General features: G+C 46.7%; 19 protein-coding genes. 8 read left to right on the forward strand and 11 right to left on the reverse strand.

From position 1 onward, the window contains the following. Positions 1-25: 25 nt before the first annotated feature. From QOL41_RS05520 to QOL41_RS05535, 4 genes are all read left to right on the forward strand, one after another. Positions 26-1,384, forward strand: a complete 1,359-nt coding sequence (locus QOL41_RS05520) for an alpha/beta fold hydrolase (protein ID WP_283428943.1) — start codon at positions 26-28, stop codon at positions 1,382-1,384. A 117-nt stretch (positions 1,385-1,501) separates the two neighbouring features. After that, a complete protein-coding gene (locus QOL41_RS05525; protein ID WP_283428944.1) occupies positions 1,502-2,599 on the forward strand; it encodes a hypothetical protein in 1,098 nt (365 codons plus the stop codon). Between the two features lie 10 nt (positions 2,600-2,609). Then, entirely contained in the window at positions 2,610-2,963 is a 354-nt protein-coding gene (locus QOL41_RS05530; protein ID WP_283428945.1) for a MetQ/NlpA family ABC transporter substrate-binding protein, read from the forward strand. 43 nt (positions 2,964-3,006) lie between these two features. After that, a complete protein-coding gene (locus tag QOL41_RS05535) occupies positions 3,007-4,434 on the forward strand; it encodes an MATE family efflux transporter (RefSeq protein ID WP_283428946.1) in 1,428 nt (475 codons plus the stop codon). Between the two features lie 2 nt (positions 4,435-4,436). Here the strand turns inward: QOL41_RS05535 and fliB are convergent, their stop codons facing one another. The 3 genes from fliB to QOL41_RS05550 are packed head-to-tail and all read right to left on the reverse strand — an operon-like array spanning position 4,437 to position 7,104. Next, the gene (gene fliB, locus QOL41_RS05540) at positions 4,437-5,405 is read right to left on the reverse strand and encodes a flagellin lysine-N-methylase (RefSeq protein WP_283428947.1); all 969 of its coding nucleotides are present in this window, start codon (positions 5,403-5,405) and stop codon (positions 4,437-4,439) included. Beyond that, complete coding sequence (locus tag QOL41_RS05545; RefSeq protein WP_283428948.1) at positions 5,406-6,140, reverse strand: hypothetical protein; 735 nt, start codon at positions 6,138-6,140, stop codon at positions 5,406-5,408. 58 nt (positions 6,141-6,198) lie between these two features. Beyond that, the gene (locus QOL41_RS05550) at positions 6,199-7,104 is read right to left on the reverse strand and encodes a hypothetical protein (RefSeq protein ID WP_349362394.1); all 906 of its coding nucleotides are present in this window, start codon (positions 7,102-7,104) and stop codon (positions 6,199-6,201) included. Between the two features lie 74 nt (positions 7,105-7,178). Here QOL41_RS05550 and QOL41_RS05555 point away from each other — a divergent pair, with 74 nt between their 5' ends. Beyond that, positions 7,179-8,054, forward strand: a complete 876-nt coding sequence (locus QOL41_RS05555; RefSeq protein WP_283428950.1) for an MBL fold metallo-hydrolase — start codon at positions 7,179-7,181, stop codon at positions 8,052-8,054. A gap of 12 nt (positions 8,055-8,066) precedes the next feature. Here QOL41_RS05555 and QOL41_RS05560 read toward each other — a convergent pair whose 3' ends face one another. The 4 genes from QOL41_RS05560 to QOL41_RS05570 all read right to left on the reverse strand — a co-directional run bounded on the left by QOL41_RS05560 (position 8,067) and on the right by QOL41_RS05570 (position 10,768). Beyond that, a complete protein-coding gene (locus QOL41_RS05560) occupies positions 8,067-8,687 on the reverse strand; it encodes a formate/nitrite transporter family protein (protein ID WP_283428951.1) in 621 nt (206 codons plus the stop codon). A 114-nt stretch (positions 8,688-8,801) separates the two neighbouring features. Then, positions 8,802-9,908 (reverse strand): iron-containing alcohol dehydrogenase family protein, encoded by a 1,107-nt coding sequence (locus QOL41_RS05565; protein WP_283428952.1) that lies wholly within the window; start codon positions 9,906-9,908, stop codon positions 8,802-8,804. Positions 9,909-9,940: 32 nt separating this feature from the next. Continuing rightward, positions 9,941-10,213 (reverse strand): DUF4143 domain-containing protein, encoded by a 273-nt coding sequence (locus QOL41_RS14245; protein ID WP_502846876.1) that lies wholly within the window; start codon positions 10,211-10,213, stop codon positions 9,941-9,943. 159 nt (positions 10,214-10,372) lie between these two features. Next, positions 10,373-10,768 carry a hypothetical protein gene (locus QOL41_RS05570; protein WP_283428953.1) on the reverse strand — a complete coding sequence of 132 codons (396 nt, stop codon included), beginning with the start codon at positions 10,766-10,768 and terminating at the stop codon, positions 10,373-10,375. A gap of 273 nt (positions 10,769-11,041) precedes the next feature. On the opposite strand from QOL41_RS05570, the gene QOL41_RS05575 reads away from it, so the two are divergent. Further along, positions 11,042-12,028 (forward strand): RelA/SpoT-related domain-containing protein, encoded by a 987-nt coding sequence (locus QOL41_RS05575; RefSeq protein ID WP_173654329.1) that lies wholly within the window; start codon positions 11,042-11,044, stop codon positions 12,026-12,028. A 176-nt stretch (positions 12,029-12,204) separates the two neighbouring features. Here the strand turns inward: QOL41_RS05575 and QOL41_RS05580 are convergent, their stop codons facing one another. Further along, on the reverse strand, positions 12,205-12,651 hold the full coding sequence (locus tag QOL41_RS05580) for a GNAT family N-acetyltransferase (protein ID WP_283428954.1): 447 nt from the start codon (positions 12,649-12,651) through the stop codon (positions 12,205-12,207). Between the two features lie 1,140 nt (positions 12,652-13,791). Here QOL41_RS05580 and QOL41_RS05585 point away from each other — a divergent pair. Further along, a complete protein-coding gene (locus tag QOL41_RS05585; protein ID WP_283428955.1) occupies positions 13,792-14,895 on the forward strand; it encodes a PDDEXK nuclease domain-containing protein in 1,104 nt (367 codons plus the stop codon). A 4-nt stretch (positions 14,896-14,899) separates the two neighbouring features. On the opposite strand, the gene QOL41_RS05590 is transcribed toward QOL41_RS05585, so the two are convergent. Together QOL41_RS05590 and QOL41_RS05595 are read right to left on the reverse strand one after the other, a co-directional pair. Continuing rightward, a complete protein-coding gene (locus QOL41_RS05590) occupies positions 14,900-15,430 on the reverse strand; it encodes a GNAT family N-acetyltransferase (protein ID WP_283428956.1) in 531 nt (176 codons plus the stop codon). Between the two features lie 5 nt (positions 15,431-15,435). Next, positions 15,436-16,326 (reverse strand): YhjD/YihY/BrkB family envelope integrity protein, encoded by an 891-nt coding sequence (locus QOL41_RS05595; RefSeq protein WP_283428957.1) that lies wholly within the window; start codon positions 16,324-16,326, stop codon positions 15,436-15,438. Between the two features lie 47 nt (positions 16,327-16,373). Between QOL41_RS05595 and QOL41_RS05600 the strand changes: the two genes are divergently transcribed. After that, a complete protein-coding gene (locus QOL41_RS05600; protein WP_283428958.1) occupies positions 16,374-17,084 on the forward strand; it encodes an SDR family NAD(P)-dependent oxidoreductase in 711 nt (236 codons plus the stop codon). A gap of 32 nt (positions 17,085-17,116) precedes the next feature. Here QOL41_RS05600 and QOL41_RS05605 read toward each other — a convergent pair whose 3' ends face one another. Continuing rightward, positions 17,117-17,449 carry a DMT family transporter gene (locus QOL41_RS05605; protein ID WP_283428959.1) on the reverse strand — a complete coding sequence of 111 codons (333 nt, stop codon included), beginning with the start codon at positions 17,447-17,449 and terminating at the stop codon, positions 17,117-17,119. Positions 17,450-17,495: the final 46 nt, after the last annotated feature.

Here is a 17,495-nt window from a genome sequence, read left to right on the forward strand (position 1 = left end):
AAAACGAATACAAACGGAGGCTTCAATGACAATTCATAATAATTTTGCTTTATTCTCGGCAGCAATTCTTGCTTCTACACTTTTCTTTGCCGCCTGCTCTGATGACTCAAGTAGCGCCCCCGAAGAAAAATCTTCTCACGAAGAAGAAACATCCCACGAAGAAAATGCATCCCACGAAGAGCACCATGGTCATCACATGGAAGAACCTAGTGAAGGCGACCTGACGCTTGGAGATGAAGATATTCAAGATGGATTCATTTTCTTGCAAGATACAACAATCAATGGTGTGCTGACGGTTTCTACGACAACGCCAGGTGCAACGGTCCTAAAGAATGTCAAGGTGACCGGAAATTTGCTCATCAAGCGTTCTGGCCGTGTCGATTTTTCGGGAAGTGCCGATGTTGTTCATGTGGGGAGCAGCAATACGGATGTCTATGCCTTTGAAGATGAAGCTCAGGTGAACGGGCATCATTTTATGGGCAAGAACAATACCTTTACGACAAAGAGCTTTGCCGAATACCAGAATGTCGACTGGACTGAAAAATCGGTTGACCTTGCAACGGGAATACATTTGGCCTATACAGTGACGGGTGATGAAAAGGGAACTCCGGTCGTATTGATTCACGGACTTACCGATGGTCGAGTTTCTTGGTCGCAGGTGGCACCGGCACTTGCCAAAAAAGGCTATCGCGTTTATGTGCCCGAATACCGCGGCAACGGAAAAACGGACAAGCCGATTGATGAATCTTCGTATTCCGTTGCTGAACTTGCAAGCGATATAGCAGCCTTTGTCGAAAAACTTGGCCTGAAAAAAGTTCACATTGTGGGACATTCGCTTGGAGCCTTTATTGCTCAGGAATTATCCATCACGAACGCAGAAATTGTTTCTTCAATCACCTTGATTGGCTCGGGCGCTTCGGTCGACAAGAAAAATGCCACGCTGGATTGGCTTGTGAACGGTACCGACGATGAATCGTTCGATGGCATTTATGCATACGATTCGACCCAGAAACTCCCTGAAAGCTTTATTCAGGCGTGGGGCTACAGCACGAATCCGGATAAGGATTTTCAGGCCGCCAATCTGGAACACTTGAAACAAGTGCCTTACTATGTGTGGAAATACTTGGTCAAGAATCTTTTGAAAATTGATAATACCAAGCGCCTTTCTTCGATTGCGACCGATGTTCAAATCATATGGGGTACTAAAGATGCCTTGTTCGATAACGAATCTCAGAAGACTTTGCAAAAGGGACTTTCTGGAGCAAAAAGTGTTGTGTTCCACGAAGTCGAAGGTGCCGACCACAATACCCATTGGGGCTCTGCCGAAGACGTGAAAACGGTAATGGGTTATATCGATGAATTTATTAAGAGTTTGAAAAAGTAACAAGTTGCGTTACGGGTGCCAGAATTTATTTGTATGAATAAACGAATATTACTATATGTCCTTCTATTAGTCGGTTTATCGCTTGCCTTTGAGCGTCCTAAGCTGGACCTTTCGGGAATGATCATGGTTCACGCTTATGCCGACTGGAATACCGATGAATCAAACGTTGTGCATCGTTATGAATCTATGCTAGATTTGGATTTCGATGTCCGTTTTAACGATCGTTGGTCTGCATGGCTCGAAATTGAAGCGATGGGAATGGCGATGGATGGAATGGAAGAGATGGAAGGCATGGATATGGGCGATGACGCAACCATGGATCCTGTGCACCCGACTGTCGTTTTTAACGGAGCTTATGTTCAATATGCGCCTTCTGAACACTTGGCTTTTCGTATTGGCGATTTAAATTATTTCGAAGGTCTGTTCAAAAATTATTATGATTTTGGCGACCCTCGGGACGATGCGGCGGGCATAAGGCAAAAGTCTATTCGCGGCGTTGAATTCTTGTGGAATGGCTTGCAACTCGATGCCGGCTTTGGTAGCGGAAGTAACGACCAAAGTTGCTATTACCACTATATGTTCGGCGAATACATGGGAATGGATTGCAAAGAAGGCCTTACGTACGAAATTCATGCCGCTTACGATCTTGAATTGGCCGGACAAGTGTTTCGCCCTTATGCCGATTACAAAAGCTATCAGCGAAAGGATTTTAATGAACTTTATGCTGGGCTAGATATTTCGCTTTCGTCGGAACATTTTGCCTTGCATGGATTATACGGCTTTCATTCGGTCTTCTTGGCTAGCGATGATGCGGTATCGAATCATGTATTCTTGGCTGAACCGTCGTTTGAATTTTCGAGATTTTGCATCATAGGTTCTCTGTTCTATGCGGTTATCGATGACCCGGAACGTACATTCTTGGAAATGACAACTCGTCCGGAATACTTTTTTGTAGCGGTAGAACCGAGCGTAGCCTTACTGGAATCCTTAAGTATCGGTATCCCTCTTGAATACCATACGAATACTTTAGACAAAGATGAAGATTTGCAATCGTGGCGCGTCGGTGGACGGTTCTACTTTAATGTTCCCGGTTACAAAATAAATATTATCTCGATGGTTCTTGCCGATATCCCTGACGATAAAGGTTGGCCGTCCGAAGGCAATAAAAACGATCCTTCTCTGATATTCGGCGTCGAAGTTATGTTCGATTTCTAGGGGGGGGGCTGTGAAAAAAATACTTTTATTATGTGCTTTATTAAGTTCTTTTGCTGCGGCTCGATTTGACTGTTGCGCCCGTAAGCATGCAACCCTCAAAAAAGAAGTGACGGCAGTGACCGTGACGGTGGGCGTCGTAAACGCAGAAGATGAATCAACGCTGAAAAAAGTGTCGGCTTCGCTTTCTAGCGAAGGAATCCAACTCCAGGTAAAAAAGTTGGGCGACCAGGGCAAGGCATCCGAAGCGCTTTCAAACGGGCTTGTCGATGCACTGTATACAGGTAGCCTCCAGGTTCGCCTCGATACCGAAAAGAAAGAAGTCCTTTCAACCTTAAAAAAGAAACTGGAAAGTGTTGCTCGATAGAAACTTGCATAAATTGTAAAAATTTCTATATTTGTCGCCCAATATGGTCGACGCGATACTCAATAAGTTCTACAGACCGTCTAAATTCAAGAAAAACGGCGATGTAAAGGATGTGCTCGTGGTAGCACTTCCCATGCTTATGTCGATGTCTTTCGACACCATCATGACTTTTATCGACCGCCTGTTCCTTTCGAAACTTGGCCCTGCCGAAATGAATGCGGCGCTTGGGGCGGGGGCGGTGCAACTTGCGCTCACTATGTTCTTTACCGGTGCCATCAGCTACACAACCGCTATGGTGGCGCAGCGTCTGGGTGGCAAAAAGCGCTGGGATTGCGCCCGCGTGTTTATGCAGGCGGTGTACCTGTCGCTTGTTTCGGTGCCGCTTTTGTACCTCACGATTCCGCTTGGCCATTTGGCTTTTGGAATGGAGCATTTGCCGGCGGATCAGCTGCAGTACCAAAAGACCTACTTTAACATTCTGATGTTCGGTGGCATCATCAACTTGGTGCGCAATGCGGCTCCCTGTTTCTTTAGCGGTATCGGTGAAACCAAGATTGTCATGAAGGCTGCCTTTGTGGGCATGCTTGTGAATGTGGCCTGTAACTTCTTCTTGATTTACGGCATGGGCCCGATTCCCGCTTTGGGCGTAGCGGGCGCTGCTTACGGTACCTTGATCGGGAACCTGGTTTCGACAGTGATTTTGTTCGCGAAATTCTTCGGCAAGAATTGTCACGACCGTTTCCGCACCCGTTATGCGTTTGCATTCAGTTGGCCCCTGACCAAGGAACTCTTGCAGAAGGGTATTCCTTCGGGTGTCGAGATGTGCCTGAACATGGCGGCGTTCCAGCTCCTGATTCTCATGTTCCATGCGCTCGGGCCCGAATCGGCAACGGCGTCTTCGGTCATGTTCAACTGGGACATGGTGGCCTACGTTCCGCTGATGGGCCTTGAAGTGGCGTCTACGAGCTTGGTGGGGCGTTACGTGGGTGCGCGTGACGGTGCGGCGGCCTCGCGTTCGACTTATTCCGGCCTTAAACTCGGCTGGGGATATTCCTTGCTGATGGGCATTTTCTTTATCTTCTTGCCTGGGATTCTCACGGACATTTTTAAGCCCGATGCGGCTGAAGCTTCTGCCGAGGCGCTGGCCATTTTTGCGGCGGCGCGGCCCATGAGCATTTTCATGCTACGAATTGCGACCTTCTACATTTTCGTGGAAGTCTTGCTTGTGATTTATGCGGGTGCGCTTCGCGGTGCGGGCGATACCGTATGGGTCATGTTCGCGTGTGCCATTATGAACTGGTGCGTGGCGGGTGCCTTGTACGTGGCGGCTTACATTTTCCACCTGCCGCCTCAATACGCCTGGATTACGGTCGTTGCCGTGTACAGTACGGCACCGCTTATTTTCTGGCTCCGCTGGAAGAGCGGTAAATGGCGTAAGCACGTGATGGATAAAGACCGCCTGGCAGCCTAGCCTTATTCGTCTAGAGAAATCTCGACGATTTCCATAATTTCTTCGGCGTATTCCAATTGCTTCGAAAGAATTTTGGCCGCGTTGATTTTTGTGTTGGTCCGCGGGCTAGGTGTGACAGCGGAATTTTCGCCTGCAAGTTCCTTAGTAAAGAATCGGGCCAGGTTCCAGAAGAAAAGCGCGAATTGGCGCTTGCCCTGTTCGCGGCCTTCGAAAAGGCACTTGGCGTAATGTCGGTAAATCAGGTAGGCGAGCAGTCGCGCGCTTTCGGTTTCCGAGAAGAATCCTTGGTCTACAATCGGTTCGCTTGACTCAATTCGGGCCTTGATGCGCGAAAGGGCGGCTTCCCAATCTGGGCCGTAGCTTTCGAGCTTTGCCAAAAGTTCGAACATAGCTTTCGCATTTTCAAAAGGCGCAAACGGATTCTCGCCTGTGTAGTCGAAAATTTTGTAGAGTCTTTCGGCGAAAGGCAAGCCTTGGTCGGCAAGCGTTTCGAACATCCATTCGCGTTCACCAAGAACTTGGTCGCGGACTTCGCGGTCATCATCATCTAATTCGTCTTCAGGCTCATCGCATTCTTCGCAGGTAAAGGCCAGCGGGCCTTCGCCTTCAAGCAACAAGCGCGCGGCCTCTTCGCAGCAGAGCCCGAGCCCCCGCTCCATAATATCGCCATAGACCTCGACAAATCGCGGATGCTCGGTGCAAATATCGCACAGGGCGTCTTCGCCCAAATGCTGGTAAACCTCGCATAGGTTGTCTTTGTCTAAAAACGGGCAACGGTCGTGGGGGAGTAATTTAAAATGCCCGTCTTCAATGTTTGCGCGGAGTCTGTCGCCGAAAACGCCCGATACCTTGCGGTAAACTTCTTGCGTTGCCTCGTCAATATCGATTTCCCAGCCAACGCAACAAGTGTCCGTGCATCGCGAGGCGATGCACTTGAATTGGTCATAAAAATCGGGCTTTCGAAGAATCATTTAGTTTGACTTGTTGTCAGAAAGCAAACCGAAAACTTCGCCCTTTACAAGCCAGCTGACACCGAAGAAGGTGAGCGCTATGGCTTCGGCGATGAAAACTCTTGCAGAAATCTCAATCATCTTCAAGGGAACCAAAACCAAACCGCAAAGCATGCCTACGCCGCAAACCCTAAAAATAATGTTTTTGATTTTCTTCTGTTTTGTTTGCGGTATATAAACCTTGTTGCCGTTTTCGTCTTTGTACCAAGAGCGTGTGAACAGGAACAAACTGTTAAATGCCAATAGGATAAAGAATATGACTGCCGCGGTGCAGTGAATGATGTGCGATACCTCAGCCGGCAATTGGAAAAAGCCGACTAAATCATTCGGATTTACTTGCGCGCAATTGCAAGGGAACAAAACAATCAAGGTGCCAAAGATGCCTGATATAGAAGTTATGGCATGGTCAATTAAGTCGTAGCCCTTGTAGCTCATCAGAATCACAGCGGCAGTTGTTAAAACTCCTGCTAATGCCGGGGTTACGTAATAGGTTTCCGAAATAGACAAATCTGTCCAAAAACCGGACTTAATTGCGTCTGGTTGTGCTTTCGAGACAATATAAGCGCCGAGCAGCGCAATCCACGGGAGCAACATTCCGAGGAATCCCGCAAAAACGCGAATACGCTTTAGCCAAATCTTGTTCGCCTTTCTTGTGGCTTTAAGAACTTCTTCGGCATTTTGAATTTCGTCGCTCATAAATAAATCTCCTAAATGTTTTCAAAAAATATAGCTTATTTGTAATTGTACTATTTGCTTAGAACAAATCCAGCGAGCTATCCAAGTAAATTTCTTCGCGTACCTTGAGTTGGTATTCTGACTTGGTCATATAGTAAAGTAAAAATTCCAAAATGAGCGCGCTGCCGAGACTTCGTCCTTCGATTTTAAAGTGGCGAAATCCAGCGGGAGCGTATGTGTTCTGAATGTTGTCAATCCCGATAAAGCCTGGGTTCTTCATGGCGTCGGAGAACCTATAGCCCCTTTGTGCTGTAGGTGAAACGCAAATGTGGTCGGCGCAGTCTTCGCCAAGGCTTTTCTGGCTTACGTTCTCGTAGCATTTCTTGCGGTCAAAACAGCCATACCAACAGCATTCATTGCACAGGAATTCGACCTTTTGCTTTTGGGCATCTGTAAGCGCATTCAGTTTGTCGAATTGTCTGTTCAGCCTGAAATCGGGAACCACATAGCGGAATTCTTCGCGATTCAGCTCAGCCTTGAATTGTTCGAAATCCGTGATGACTTTTGTGGTCGAAGAGACAAAATAAAAATTGGGATATTTTGCCTTGAGGTAATTCAACAACAGGTCGGAATGAACGATGATTCCGTTTTGAGGTGCGCCGGGGGTTGTCCCGCCGTTTTTAAACATTTCGCATAGGGCATTGCACCGAGCGTCGTCAAGGTGTTCGTCGCGGAGTAGGGAATTGCTGAAGGTGAGTCTTGCCGAAATCCCGTATTCCTTCATGAGGGCGGCGACAGCATTGGGCTCGGCGTCTCCAAATCCGACGCGCCCACCACCCCAAATACAGTCACTGGGCGCCCCGTAAATAGAGCCGATTTCGCACCAGTCGTAAAAGAATTCCCGGTGCTCGCGGTATAGTGGCAAAAACGCCTTGTACAGCTCGTAGAATTCAAACAGTCCAGGAAGGTGGTAGTAGACGGTCATAATATTTTTCATCCGTGATAAATTATAAAAAAAGAGAAGATAATTTTATATATTCTCTTGAAACAGGAGTCTATATGAAAAAAGCCTTTTCCCCTTTATTTGCGGTTGCGCTGGCCTTGACGGTGGCTGGCTGCAGCGATACGAAGACGGTCAAAGAAACTGCTGAAACGAATGTGGTGCCTGAAACTGCAGCTGCAGTTGAAGGAACGAAGACGGTTTCGCTTGCAAATGGGGCGAAGGTTACTTGGATTCAGGATAACGCGGGCGAAAAACTGATGCCGCGCGATCTTTTTAGCGATGCAAGCGATTCGCTTTATGCAAGCTTGAACATGCCGGCAGGGATTCCCGCTTCGGTCAGTACTTTCTTGGTGCAAATCGACGGCAAGTACATCTTATTTGATGCGGGCCTTGGCGCTTGGGGCGGGCAATTGCTGAACCGCCTTGTTGCCTTAGGCGTGAATCCTGACAGCATCGGGCTTGTCTATTTGACGCATTTCCATGCAGACCATATTGCGGGCCTTGTAAAAACTGGCGATGCAGGAAAAACGGAAAAGGTTTTCAAGAATGCCGCGGTCTATGCGGGCAAAGTTGAATATGACGCTTGGATGAACGATATTCCGAAGAATGATTTGCAGAAAGATGTCATGGCCCTTTACAAGGATTGCCTTCATCTGTTTGCCTTTGGCGACACGCTCCCGCATGGAGTGCTTGCGATGGATGCCGTGGGCCACACGCCGGGCCATACTGCATTCCAGCTGGCAAACCTGCTTGTCGTGGGCGACTTGATGCATGGTTATGCATTGCAGAAAGATCACTCCGAAATCAATTCCAACTACGACATGGATAAGGCTAAGTCTGCCGAGAGCCGCAAACGCTTAATGCAATACGCCCGCGATAACAAACTCTTGATGGCGGGTATGCACCTGCCGCCTCCGGCCTTCGCGGAATAGTGTTTCCTGTTGTTATCCCCGCGTAGGCGCGAATCTCCACGCCAGCGGAATAAGTCCGCCGCCGATAGAATTCCCGATGGTAATAACCACGAGGGATTTAAGCATGAGTGCTGAAAAATCTCCGGCGAGCGAGAAGTAGAACATATCTGCGATGCAGTGTTCGAATCCGCTCAAGATAAAGACCATGACCGGGAGAAAAACGACAACGACTTTTCCGGCCTGATTTTCGATGCTCTTGTAACCGTCGGCGGCAATGAACATGAGCATGCCGCAGAAAATGCCCAGTATGAGAAGGCTTACGATGCTGTCGCCGTCTTTGACGAGGCAGAGGGCGCTTGCCTTGGCCTGCAGGGCGGCTCCGTAGCGCGTGAGCGCAATCATTCTAGCAAAAAGGAATGTCCCGATAAAGTTGCCGAGCCATACGATTCCGAGGAATCCCCAGTAGCTAGGCTTGTTGTTGACGAAATAGCCGACTTTGCCCGTGAAAAGGTTAAAGCCGAAATTCAAGATGGTAAACAGCCCGAGTCCGAAAAGGAAGGATCCTAGAACCTTGTTATCGCAAGAAAGGTAGGCGGTGCCGCCAAGGCCGATGCAGAGGCCAGAGTAAATAGACAGAATAAGATTTTTAATCACGGGCGGCAAATTTAGAAAAAATTATACCCGTGTCTAACTTTTAATTGAAATAATTATTTCTTTCTTTATTTTTGGATTTACGGTTTTTGTCGGTGTGACATTTTCCGTAAAAACTTATTCCACGACGAGCGATTTGTCGTAAATATAGTCGACTTCTTCGGACGTGATCCCGCCAGGGACAAGGTCGAGCTTGGAGCGGTTCACCTTCATGGCGGCGGCAAACTGGTCGCGCATTTCGCGAGAAACCTTGCATTTGCCGATGAGCTTGTCAAGCATTTCGGTGAAATGGGCGGTGTTTTTGAGGCCTAAAAGAACCAAAATGTGCTTGACATCTTCGGGAACCTTCTTTTCGCAAACTTCTACATATCCGGCCAGGAAGTAACCGACGGCAGGGCCGTGGGGTACACCTTGATGCAGCGTGAGATCATAGCTCATGCCGTGCGGTACGGAGGTGCTTGTGTGCGCGATAGACATGCCCGCGATAGTCGAGGTGAGCATGAGTTTTTCGTAAAGGCTTTCGTCGACGGGGGCGTCGGAAAGAAGTGCATCCTTGAATTCGCCCCAGAGTTTGAGACCGTATTCCGGACACATGCGGTTGAAAGCGTTGGAATAGACATTCAAGATGCTTTCGACCATGTGGGCGAGCGCATCGACTGCGGTATTGATAATCAGCGTTTTCTTGGCCGAGGCGAGGTACTTTCCGTCGACAAGCGCGAGCGCCGGGAAAATGCGGTGCGGAATGCTCTTTTTCAGTTGTATCTTGTGGTTTGTGATGATGGAAACCGGTGTTGCCTCGGAACCCGTTCCGCAAGTAGTCGGTACGGCAACGACAGGCACATGGCCGAGCGGCTTTTCGGGTGCCTTGTGCAAATTGTCCGCGAGAAGATTCGGGTTCGCAAGGAGCAAAGCGACTGCTTTTGCAGCGTCAATGGCGGAACCACCCCCGATACCGATGATGTAATCGGCGCCGAAATCGCGAGCTTGTTGGGCTGCGTTTCCCACGGTATCGGTAGACGGATTTTCTTCGACCTGATCAAAAATTTGGTATGGCACGTGGCCAGCGTCCAGAACGGCAGTAACATCGTTCAATGAACCATTCTTCTTGGCAGAAGTTTTGCCCGTCATAATGAACGCGCGCTTTCCAACCGCAAGCAAATTTGATGCGTGATTCTTCACGCAGTCTTTTTCGACATAGATGTCCGTGGGTACATAGAAACGCATAGAATGATTACCTCAACTCAAAAATATACAAATCACCTCGCTCGTTCCGCGAGGTAGAGAGGAATATTGTCCATCCAATCCTGTTTTCGATAGGGCGACATGGACAGACGTAGTCCATGGGTGCCTTCGTGGTCCTGAACAAACTGTCTGAGAGACTTAGCGCGCAGGTTCTCTTCGGCCTTGACTTCTATCGGAATAATTTGTTCGCCTTTTTGTAGCAAAAAAGCGTGTCCGTACCGAGCGAAATGCCCGAGATTAGTCCCAGGTCGCGCATAACACGTTCCTTTGAGAATCCGCCTTTCCATATCCTAAACATACCTAAAAATGTTTGTTTTTACACAAAAATGCTGGAAGTTTGTGCTGTTTTTTACATAAAATCACCCGAATGTCTGCTATATGCCAAGGCTTGTCTTCATTAGAAGCGTATTTCTTGGCGTCTGGATAAAATTGGTAGCCAGAGTGCTTCAATTTACAAACAGGGTCGGGAAAAGTATAATCAAATATACTGAACATGCGGTAAAAACCACGACAAAAGCAGATATATAAGCAATGATTTGCATTTTACCATACCCTTTTCGATGATATTTCCTGCCAAAGAAAATGGATGCGCCCGCACTGATGCAAGTCAAAAGCGATGTGAAGAAAAAACGGATAAAAACATCAGCATTCAAGTATGCAGGAATAACGAGGTAACTCGTACTTTTCCCTGGCATACGGCAAATCACAGTCGCACCTTTAGGTACGTAATCTCCGACAGTAAAAAAGCCATTACTACCTAAAAATACTATGAGAAAACCAATTAGAAAGCATCCTATTCCCAAAATAATATTTTGTTTTTTATACTCATCTAATTTAAACATTGTTTTCTCTTCCTAAAATTCAATTCAACGTAGATATCCGTGGGTATGTAGAAACGTATAGAAAATTAATTTCTGTTTTGAATATACATTATTTTGCGGAGTCGCAAACATTTTTATGAAGAAAATGTAAAAGAGTCTATTCCGCTTTTCACCTAGTGTAAAGCGCTTTTGCGCGAGGTTTCTTGAGGATAATTTGTCCGATGTGGCGGGTGAAAATCGTTTTTATATTTCGTCGTGTGAACCCCGATAAGAAGTCCGACTTGGAGGCTTAAGATGATTTGTTTGAACGACTACTTGTTCTCTGGAAACACGGTGCTGAAAATTTTGCATCAGTATTCGAATGACCTTAGGAATGGTGCGAAGGAAACGCGCAACAGCATTGATCTTGCACACTCGAATTTTCTGATTCAGATTATCGAATTACTCGAACACAACGACTTCTTGACCTCGCAGTCTCAACGAATAAAAGAGTTCTACAAGTTCATGACAAGGGAATATCCCTTCCTTGCCTTTACGTTCAAGGGACGCATCAAGTCTTTGATTCGTGCCGAAGAAAAATTCAACGGCTATATCCTTGAATTTGTCTACAATTATTACAAAAAGAATGGAGTGTTTCCGTCCGAAGCAGAAATTAAAAGCCAACTGAATTTCCGCGATTTGATTGCCTACCGTATCGTGATCTCGATGCCGGTTTGCCATATCAAGAAAGGCGAAGACAGAAGCGAAGTTGAACGGAAGTATTTGTATGAAATCGCAAATGCTCTGCCTGAATTCCTTGAAGAACGTGGATTTACTCCAGAAATTTCAAGACATAAGGATGGCGGCCATTGCGACTTGCTAAAAGATGAAGTTCAGCCGTATTATCATGACTCTGTGGCGACTCCGCGAACATCCGGTTATCAATCGTTGCATATAACGATGTATGATAATCTTGCACGTTGCTACACGGAAGTTCAATTGCGTACAAAGGATATGGATGACTTCGCTGAAATCGGTGAGGCGAATCATTTTGGTTACGAAAAAACGCAAGAAACGCGGCGCTCCAAGCATGACCAGATTCCGAGCGGCGAGTGCGTTTATTTTGACGAGGCGTATGAACGCCTTGTGAAGTTGCAGGAACTTGAACTTGCAAAAATCGACGTGAACATGTTCAAGGCCATCAACAATCAGTTAATTAACGATGGCTGCGGATTGTTCAGAGGCCGCCAAATCTTGCCGTTTGAACACCTGTCAAGGTTCCAGAATGATCTGATTGATTAAGGATTACGGATATTTCGCACCGGGAATATCCTTCAGGATTTCTTTCACGGAAAGAATATAAAAATGCCCAGCAGAACCCTCAAAACCATTTTTACGTATTTCATACATTTAATATAGGTTAAAAAGGCGGAAAGTCAAAAATTTTTTTGCCGCGAAGGAATGCTTAAAAGCTAATGTTAAATTGAAATTTTGATTTCAAACAGTTGGTTTGCAAGCCCGACCGTTGGTTCGAAATCGGCAATCTTCTTGAACCCGTATTTTTCGTATAGGCCGTGGTGCTCGCTTTTGAGATAAACTTTTTTGTAGCCGAGCCTTTGGGCGTAATTAAGCGCTGCGTCAATTAAGCTTTTGGATAGCCGCTCTCCCCGGAATTTTTCGCTAACATAAACGAGGTTAATAAAGGGGCTGCAATTGAATTTCGGAGGAATGTTCCCGTTCTCCTCGAGAACGCAAAAGCCGACAGCATCTTCACCGTGTACAGCAATGAAAATTTTTTCCCAGTCTAGGAAATCGTTTTTTGACATTCGCTCGGCTAAACGACGCCCCGGCAGCCATGGGCAATCATTCGCGAAAGCGCGCGTCTTTTCCCACCACGGTTCATCTTTGTTGATCGCGATTATCATTGCTTGCCTCGGCTTTTAAAGAATCCCTATAGGACTTAACTAAACATGATAAACCTCTTTTAGGACAATATACCACTTTTTCAAAGGTATAGTTTTACCTCTGCCCAAAAAGAGCCCCTATAAGACATATCGAGTTTCTGAAAAACAAAGGCACCAATCAAGCCGCCATAAACGTAGACTTCGCGTCCGTTTTCCAAGGCGACAAGAAAAACAGTGCCGTAAAACTTGTTTTCAGAGCTTTGAACGGGAGACTTCAACTTTGGACAGCTTTCAATTCCAGCAATGCGAAAATCAAGATGAAGGGGACCAAAGTGAAATAGAAAAAAAAGACCACCCAGGCTATACATCAACAAGGGATCACCCGGCTACCTCATTCTGGATGTATCAGGGGATAACCGAGATCACCCATGATATACATCTTTTTTTAACGGAAGTCAATAGGAAATGTCAGATTTTATCAATGCAGACGTAGACATAGGCAAATTTAGTTTTTTCTCCGCTCATAAAGAGCCCCTATAAGACCTACTTTCTGAATATACCTTATTTTATGCGGGTTCGCAAGCGGTTTGACGCTGAAAAAATCAGAAAAATTGGATAGATTCTTTCCAGGAACTCCCTATCCGTGACGCTCAGCTGGCAAACCGTGGAGCGGGGCTCGATTAAATTGGTGATTCGTCGGCGGACGGCATTGTGCCTTTATTGCGCCGTGGATTCCGTAATCCCCGATGCTTCAGGGTGGCCACTGGATGCGGATTTCTTGAAGAAGATGAAACTCTGGTGGTTTGAAACTAGCGGCGTGCCCCTTGACCGGGAATACACATTTACTTATATTACAATCGTAATTCGATAATCCTCGCGACAGTCGACATAGACCATTTGGTCCGTACGTGCATTCGCGGCGGGGCCCATCAACCTTCTTGACGGTCCTGTTGGATAGCTGGTAGGAAAATACCCTACTCGGGTTCATTCGAAAGAGTGACAGGTAACGCCGGGGAAAGCCCCCGCCAACAGAATCGCAAGATTATCCCATTCCACGCAAGGCGTGGAAACTCCATTACAAAGCAAAAAAGCAAGGGCGTATAGTGCGTCGTTTTTACGGTGTATTCGCACCGTTGTGCAACCATTTTAAAGAGGATATCTATGTCGAAAAAATCTATCAATATCTTGGACAAGGATTACATTCACTGGGTCAAGGAACTTTCTTCCCGTTATCGCAAGAGCCAGATCAAGGCGGCGGTGAAGGTAAATAGCGAAATGTTGCGCTACTACTGGGAATTGGGGCGTGATATTGTAACCAAGCAGGCTGAAAGCAAATGGGGCAGCGGCTTCATGAAGAATCTGAGCCGAGACTTAAAGGCTCAGATTCCCAGTGCCACTTGTTTTTCTCCCACGAACATTCTGTACATGAAGAACTTTTATCTTATGTATCGCCCTTATTTGGAAAATGCACCCAAGATCGGGGAACAAAAGGAAGATTTTCCAATTACTCAACAAGTTGTTGAGCAAATTGCCCATGACATCTTTTCAATTCCATGGGGACATCACGTTGTCTTAATGGACAAGTTCAAGGAAAATCCTCAAAAGGCCCTGTTTTTTGCCCGCCAGACGGTAGAAAATGGCTGGAGCCGTTCGTCCCTTTTGAATGCGCTTTCTACCGATCTTTACGAGCGCCAGGGAAAGGCTTTGACGAATTTTGAACGGACTCTCCCTGCCGAAACAAGCGATTTGGCTCAAGAACTGACGAAAGATCCTTATAATTTCGCGTTTACGGGTATTACGGGCCGCTACAACGAAAAACTGCTGAAAGATAGTTTGCTGAACAACATTACCCGTTTTCTTGTGGAATTGGGCACGGGCTTTGCCTATGTCGGCAGAGAATATGGCATTATGGTAGGCGAAAGGGAGAAGTTCATGGATTTGCTTTTTTACAACCTGAATCTCTCTTGCTATGTCGTTGTCGAGGTGAAAATCGGGCGCTTTGAATTTGCCGATATCGGGCAACTGGGCGGATACATGGTGGCATGCAACCACATCCTTAAAAAGGAAGGGCGCGACAACCCGACAATCGGTCTGCTGATTTGCAAGGAAAAGGACAAGGTGCAGGCACAGTACGCACTGGAATCAAGTACGCAACCTATCAGCATTTCGGAATATGAATTGGAAAAATTCTACCCTGAAAAGGTTGAAGGCACAATGCCCTCTATTGAGGAAATTGAGAAAAGATTGTGCGAAGAGCCGCTGTAAAATCTTACGGATATTTCGCACCGGGAATATCCTTCAGGATTTCTTTCCAGAAATCGCGGAATTCTTTGTCGGTGACGGTGCCGCCTGCAGAGAGTAGGCGGTAGTGCTCGCCTTGCCAGACGTAATCGACAGGGGAGGAGCCAAAGCCGTTGCGGGTGTAAAAGTCGCGGCGGCGGTTCCTGCGTTCAAGTTCCTCATCGTCTTTAGAATCTTCTTCGACTTCGATATCGACGACAATGCGTGAGTCGGGATGCTTTTCTCGGATGGCCTGCAAAATTTGCGAACCGTACCCGCGGCAGCGCAGTTCAGGTTCTACAGCAAAGTAGACAATGTTCGTGATGTCGCCGTGCGAAATGGAATTTGAAAAACCGCAGAACAGATCTCCATCGAAAAACGCCCAAAATTCCCGCTTGATTTTGTTGTCCAGCAAATGCTTTATAGGAATCCGCTCGTTGGCCGGAAACGCCGACTCGTACAGAGCCTTGACCTGCGGCAACCATGGTGATTTCTTTGTGACGTCGAAAAACTGGAGCATAGAAATTAGTCGTTGCGACAGCCCTTCGTAGGGTCGAATTTTGAATCTTTTATAAGATTGTTAATCTTTTTTACTAAACGTTGTGCGTTGGGGTGATAACCATCAAGGTCTGGAAGGAGTAATTTTACCGTAGTCGCTTTTTTATTGTCTGCAAGTTCAATAGTAGCTGATGGATGAAGACACATGTCTTTACCTTGGCTATATTCAATCTCTGGCTCGTAATAGATGATTTCTTCAATAATATCTTGAACCTGATTTGGTGGCAAATCATTGCGATAACAAGAATCTGTTTCCGATATGTCGTAATGGTGCTCTTTTGTTTTTAGAACAATTGAATCTTTATATACGGATATATTCGCTGTAAGCCATTCCCCTCCATTGTACAAAGACGCCGACACGTTGATTTCGCCATTTTTATCGGCTTCAGGATGGTTCGCGTAAAAATCATTTATGGATAGGTCTTGTCGTTCCGTTTGATAAGCGATTTTTCCATAAGCTCGATTGTATGAGGCTTCATATCCCGAAAGGATTAAGGAGAATGCTATAAACGAAATGGCTAGATAACAGGCCCGTCGCTTTTTTGACTTTTTGCTTGTGGTGAAGTAGAAAGTGGACAAAGGAAGGACACCCATAGTTAGTCCGCAAAAACAGCATGCATAAACATAGAACGGCCATGCGTCCATTGGAATTACTATGGAATACGCTATTACGACAGAATGACCTACTGCAATAAAAATGGCCGACAGAATTGAAACGACTCGTCCTGCAATAAGAAATGGCTTGCGGTGCTTGGTGGAAATGTTGACAAAAATGCCAAATACAAATGGAATAATGGCAAAAATGATAATAAGTACAATCTTTGCAATAATCGCGAATAACGGTTCTGTTGGTTCCATAGCTTTAAAAATACCTTTTTTGCGGTGAGAAAGGTATATTTACCTACATGAAATCGTTTGAAAATAAAGTGGTCGTGGTGACGGGCGGGGCGCACGGGATTGGTGCGACTGTCGTGAGTGAATTCGAGAAAGAGGGCGCGAAAGTCGCCTACATCGACATTCGCGAGAATCCCTGTTTTGTGGGGGACCTTTCAAAGAAGGATGTCCTCGAAAAATTTGCGCAGTTCGTCATCGAGAAATATGGCCATGTGGATGTGTTGGTGAATAACGCGCTCCCGCTGATGAAGGGCATTGACGAATGTAGCTACGAGGAATTCAGCTATGCGTTGGCGGTCGGCGTGACGGCTCCGTTCTACCTCGCGAAACTTTTCGCGCCGCATTTTGGGTCGGGCGCGAGCATTATAAACATTTCTTCAAGTCGCGACCGCATGAGCCAACCGCAAACAGAAAGCTATACGGCGGCGAAGGGCGGGATTGCAGCGCTCACGCATGCGCTGGCCGTGAGTTTTGCGGGCCGCGTGCGCGTGAATTCCATTTCGCCGGGCTGGATCGATACGGATTTCAAGATCTACGAAGGCCCCGATGCTACGCAGCAGCCCGCAGGCCGCGTCGGCAACCCGCTCGACATCGCGAACATGGTACTTTATCTCGCGAGCGACAAGGCCGGATTCATTACTGGCGAAAACATCTGCATCGACGGCGGCATGACCCGCCAGATGATTTACCACAACGATTGTGGCTGGAAATTTGAAGGGTGAATGCAGTTATTTGTGAGCCGTACACAAATTTTCTAATGAATCTCCATCTTGGAGAATAAATTCAGCACGGCGACACCGCTGATAATCAGCAAAAGCCCGATAATGGCGCCTAGGTCAGGTGTCTGCTTGAAAAAGAACATACCGCTCAGCGTAATGAGCGCAATGCCGAGCGCCGACCAGGTGGCGTATGCGATGCCGATAGGAATCGTGCGCAGGCAAAGGCTGAGCGGGTACAGCGATGCCACATAGCACAGCAGCGAAAAGATGCTCGGAACCAGTTTCGTGAACTGTTCCGAAAATTTAAGGAGCGTTGTCCCCGCCGCCTCCATGACGATTGCTAGAATCAAGAAAAGATAATTGAGCATAAAACCTCCGCTTTATAATAAAGTATAAAAAAATGTGTTTTTTTTA

The sequence above is a fragment of the Fibrobacter sp. UWB10 genome (assembly GCF_900182935.1).
Taxonomy (GTDB): Bacteria; Fibrobacterota; Fibrobacteria; order Fibrobacterales; family Fibrobacteraceae; genus Fibrobacter; species Fibrobacter succinogenes_O.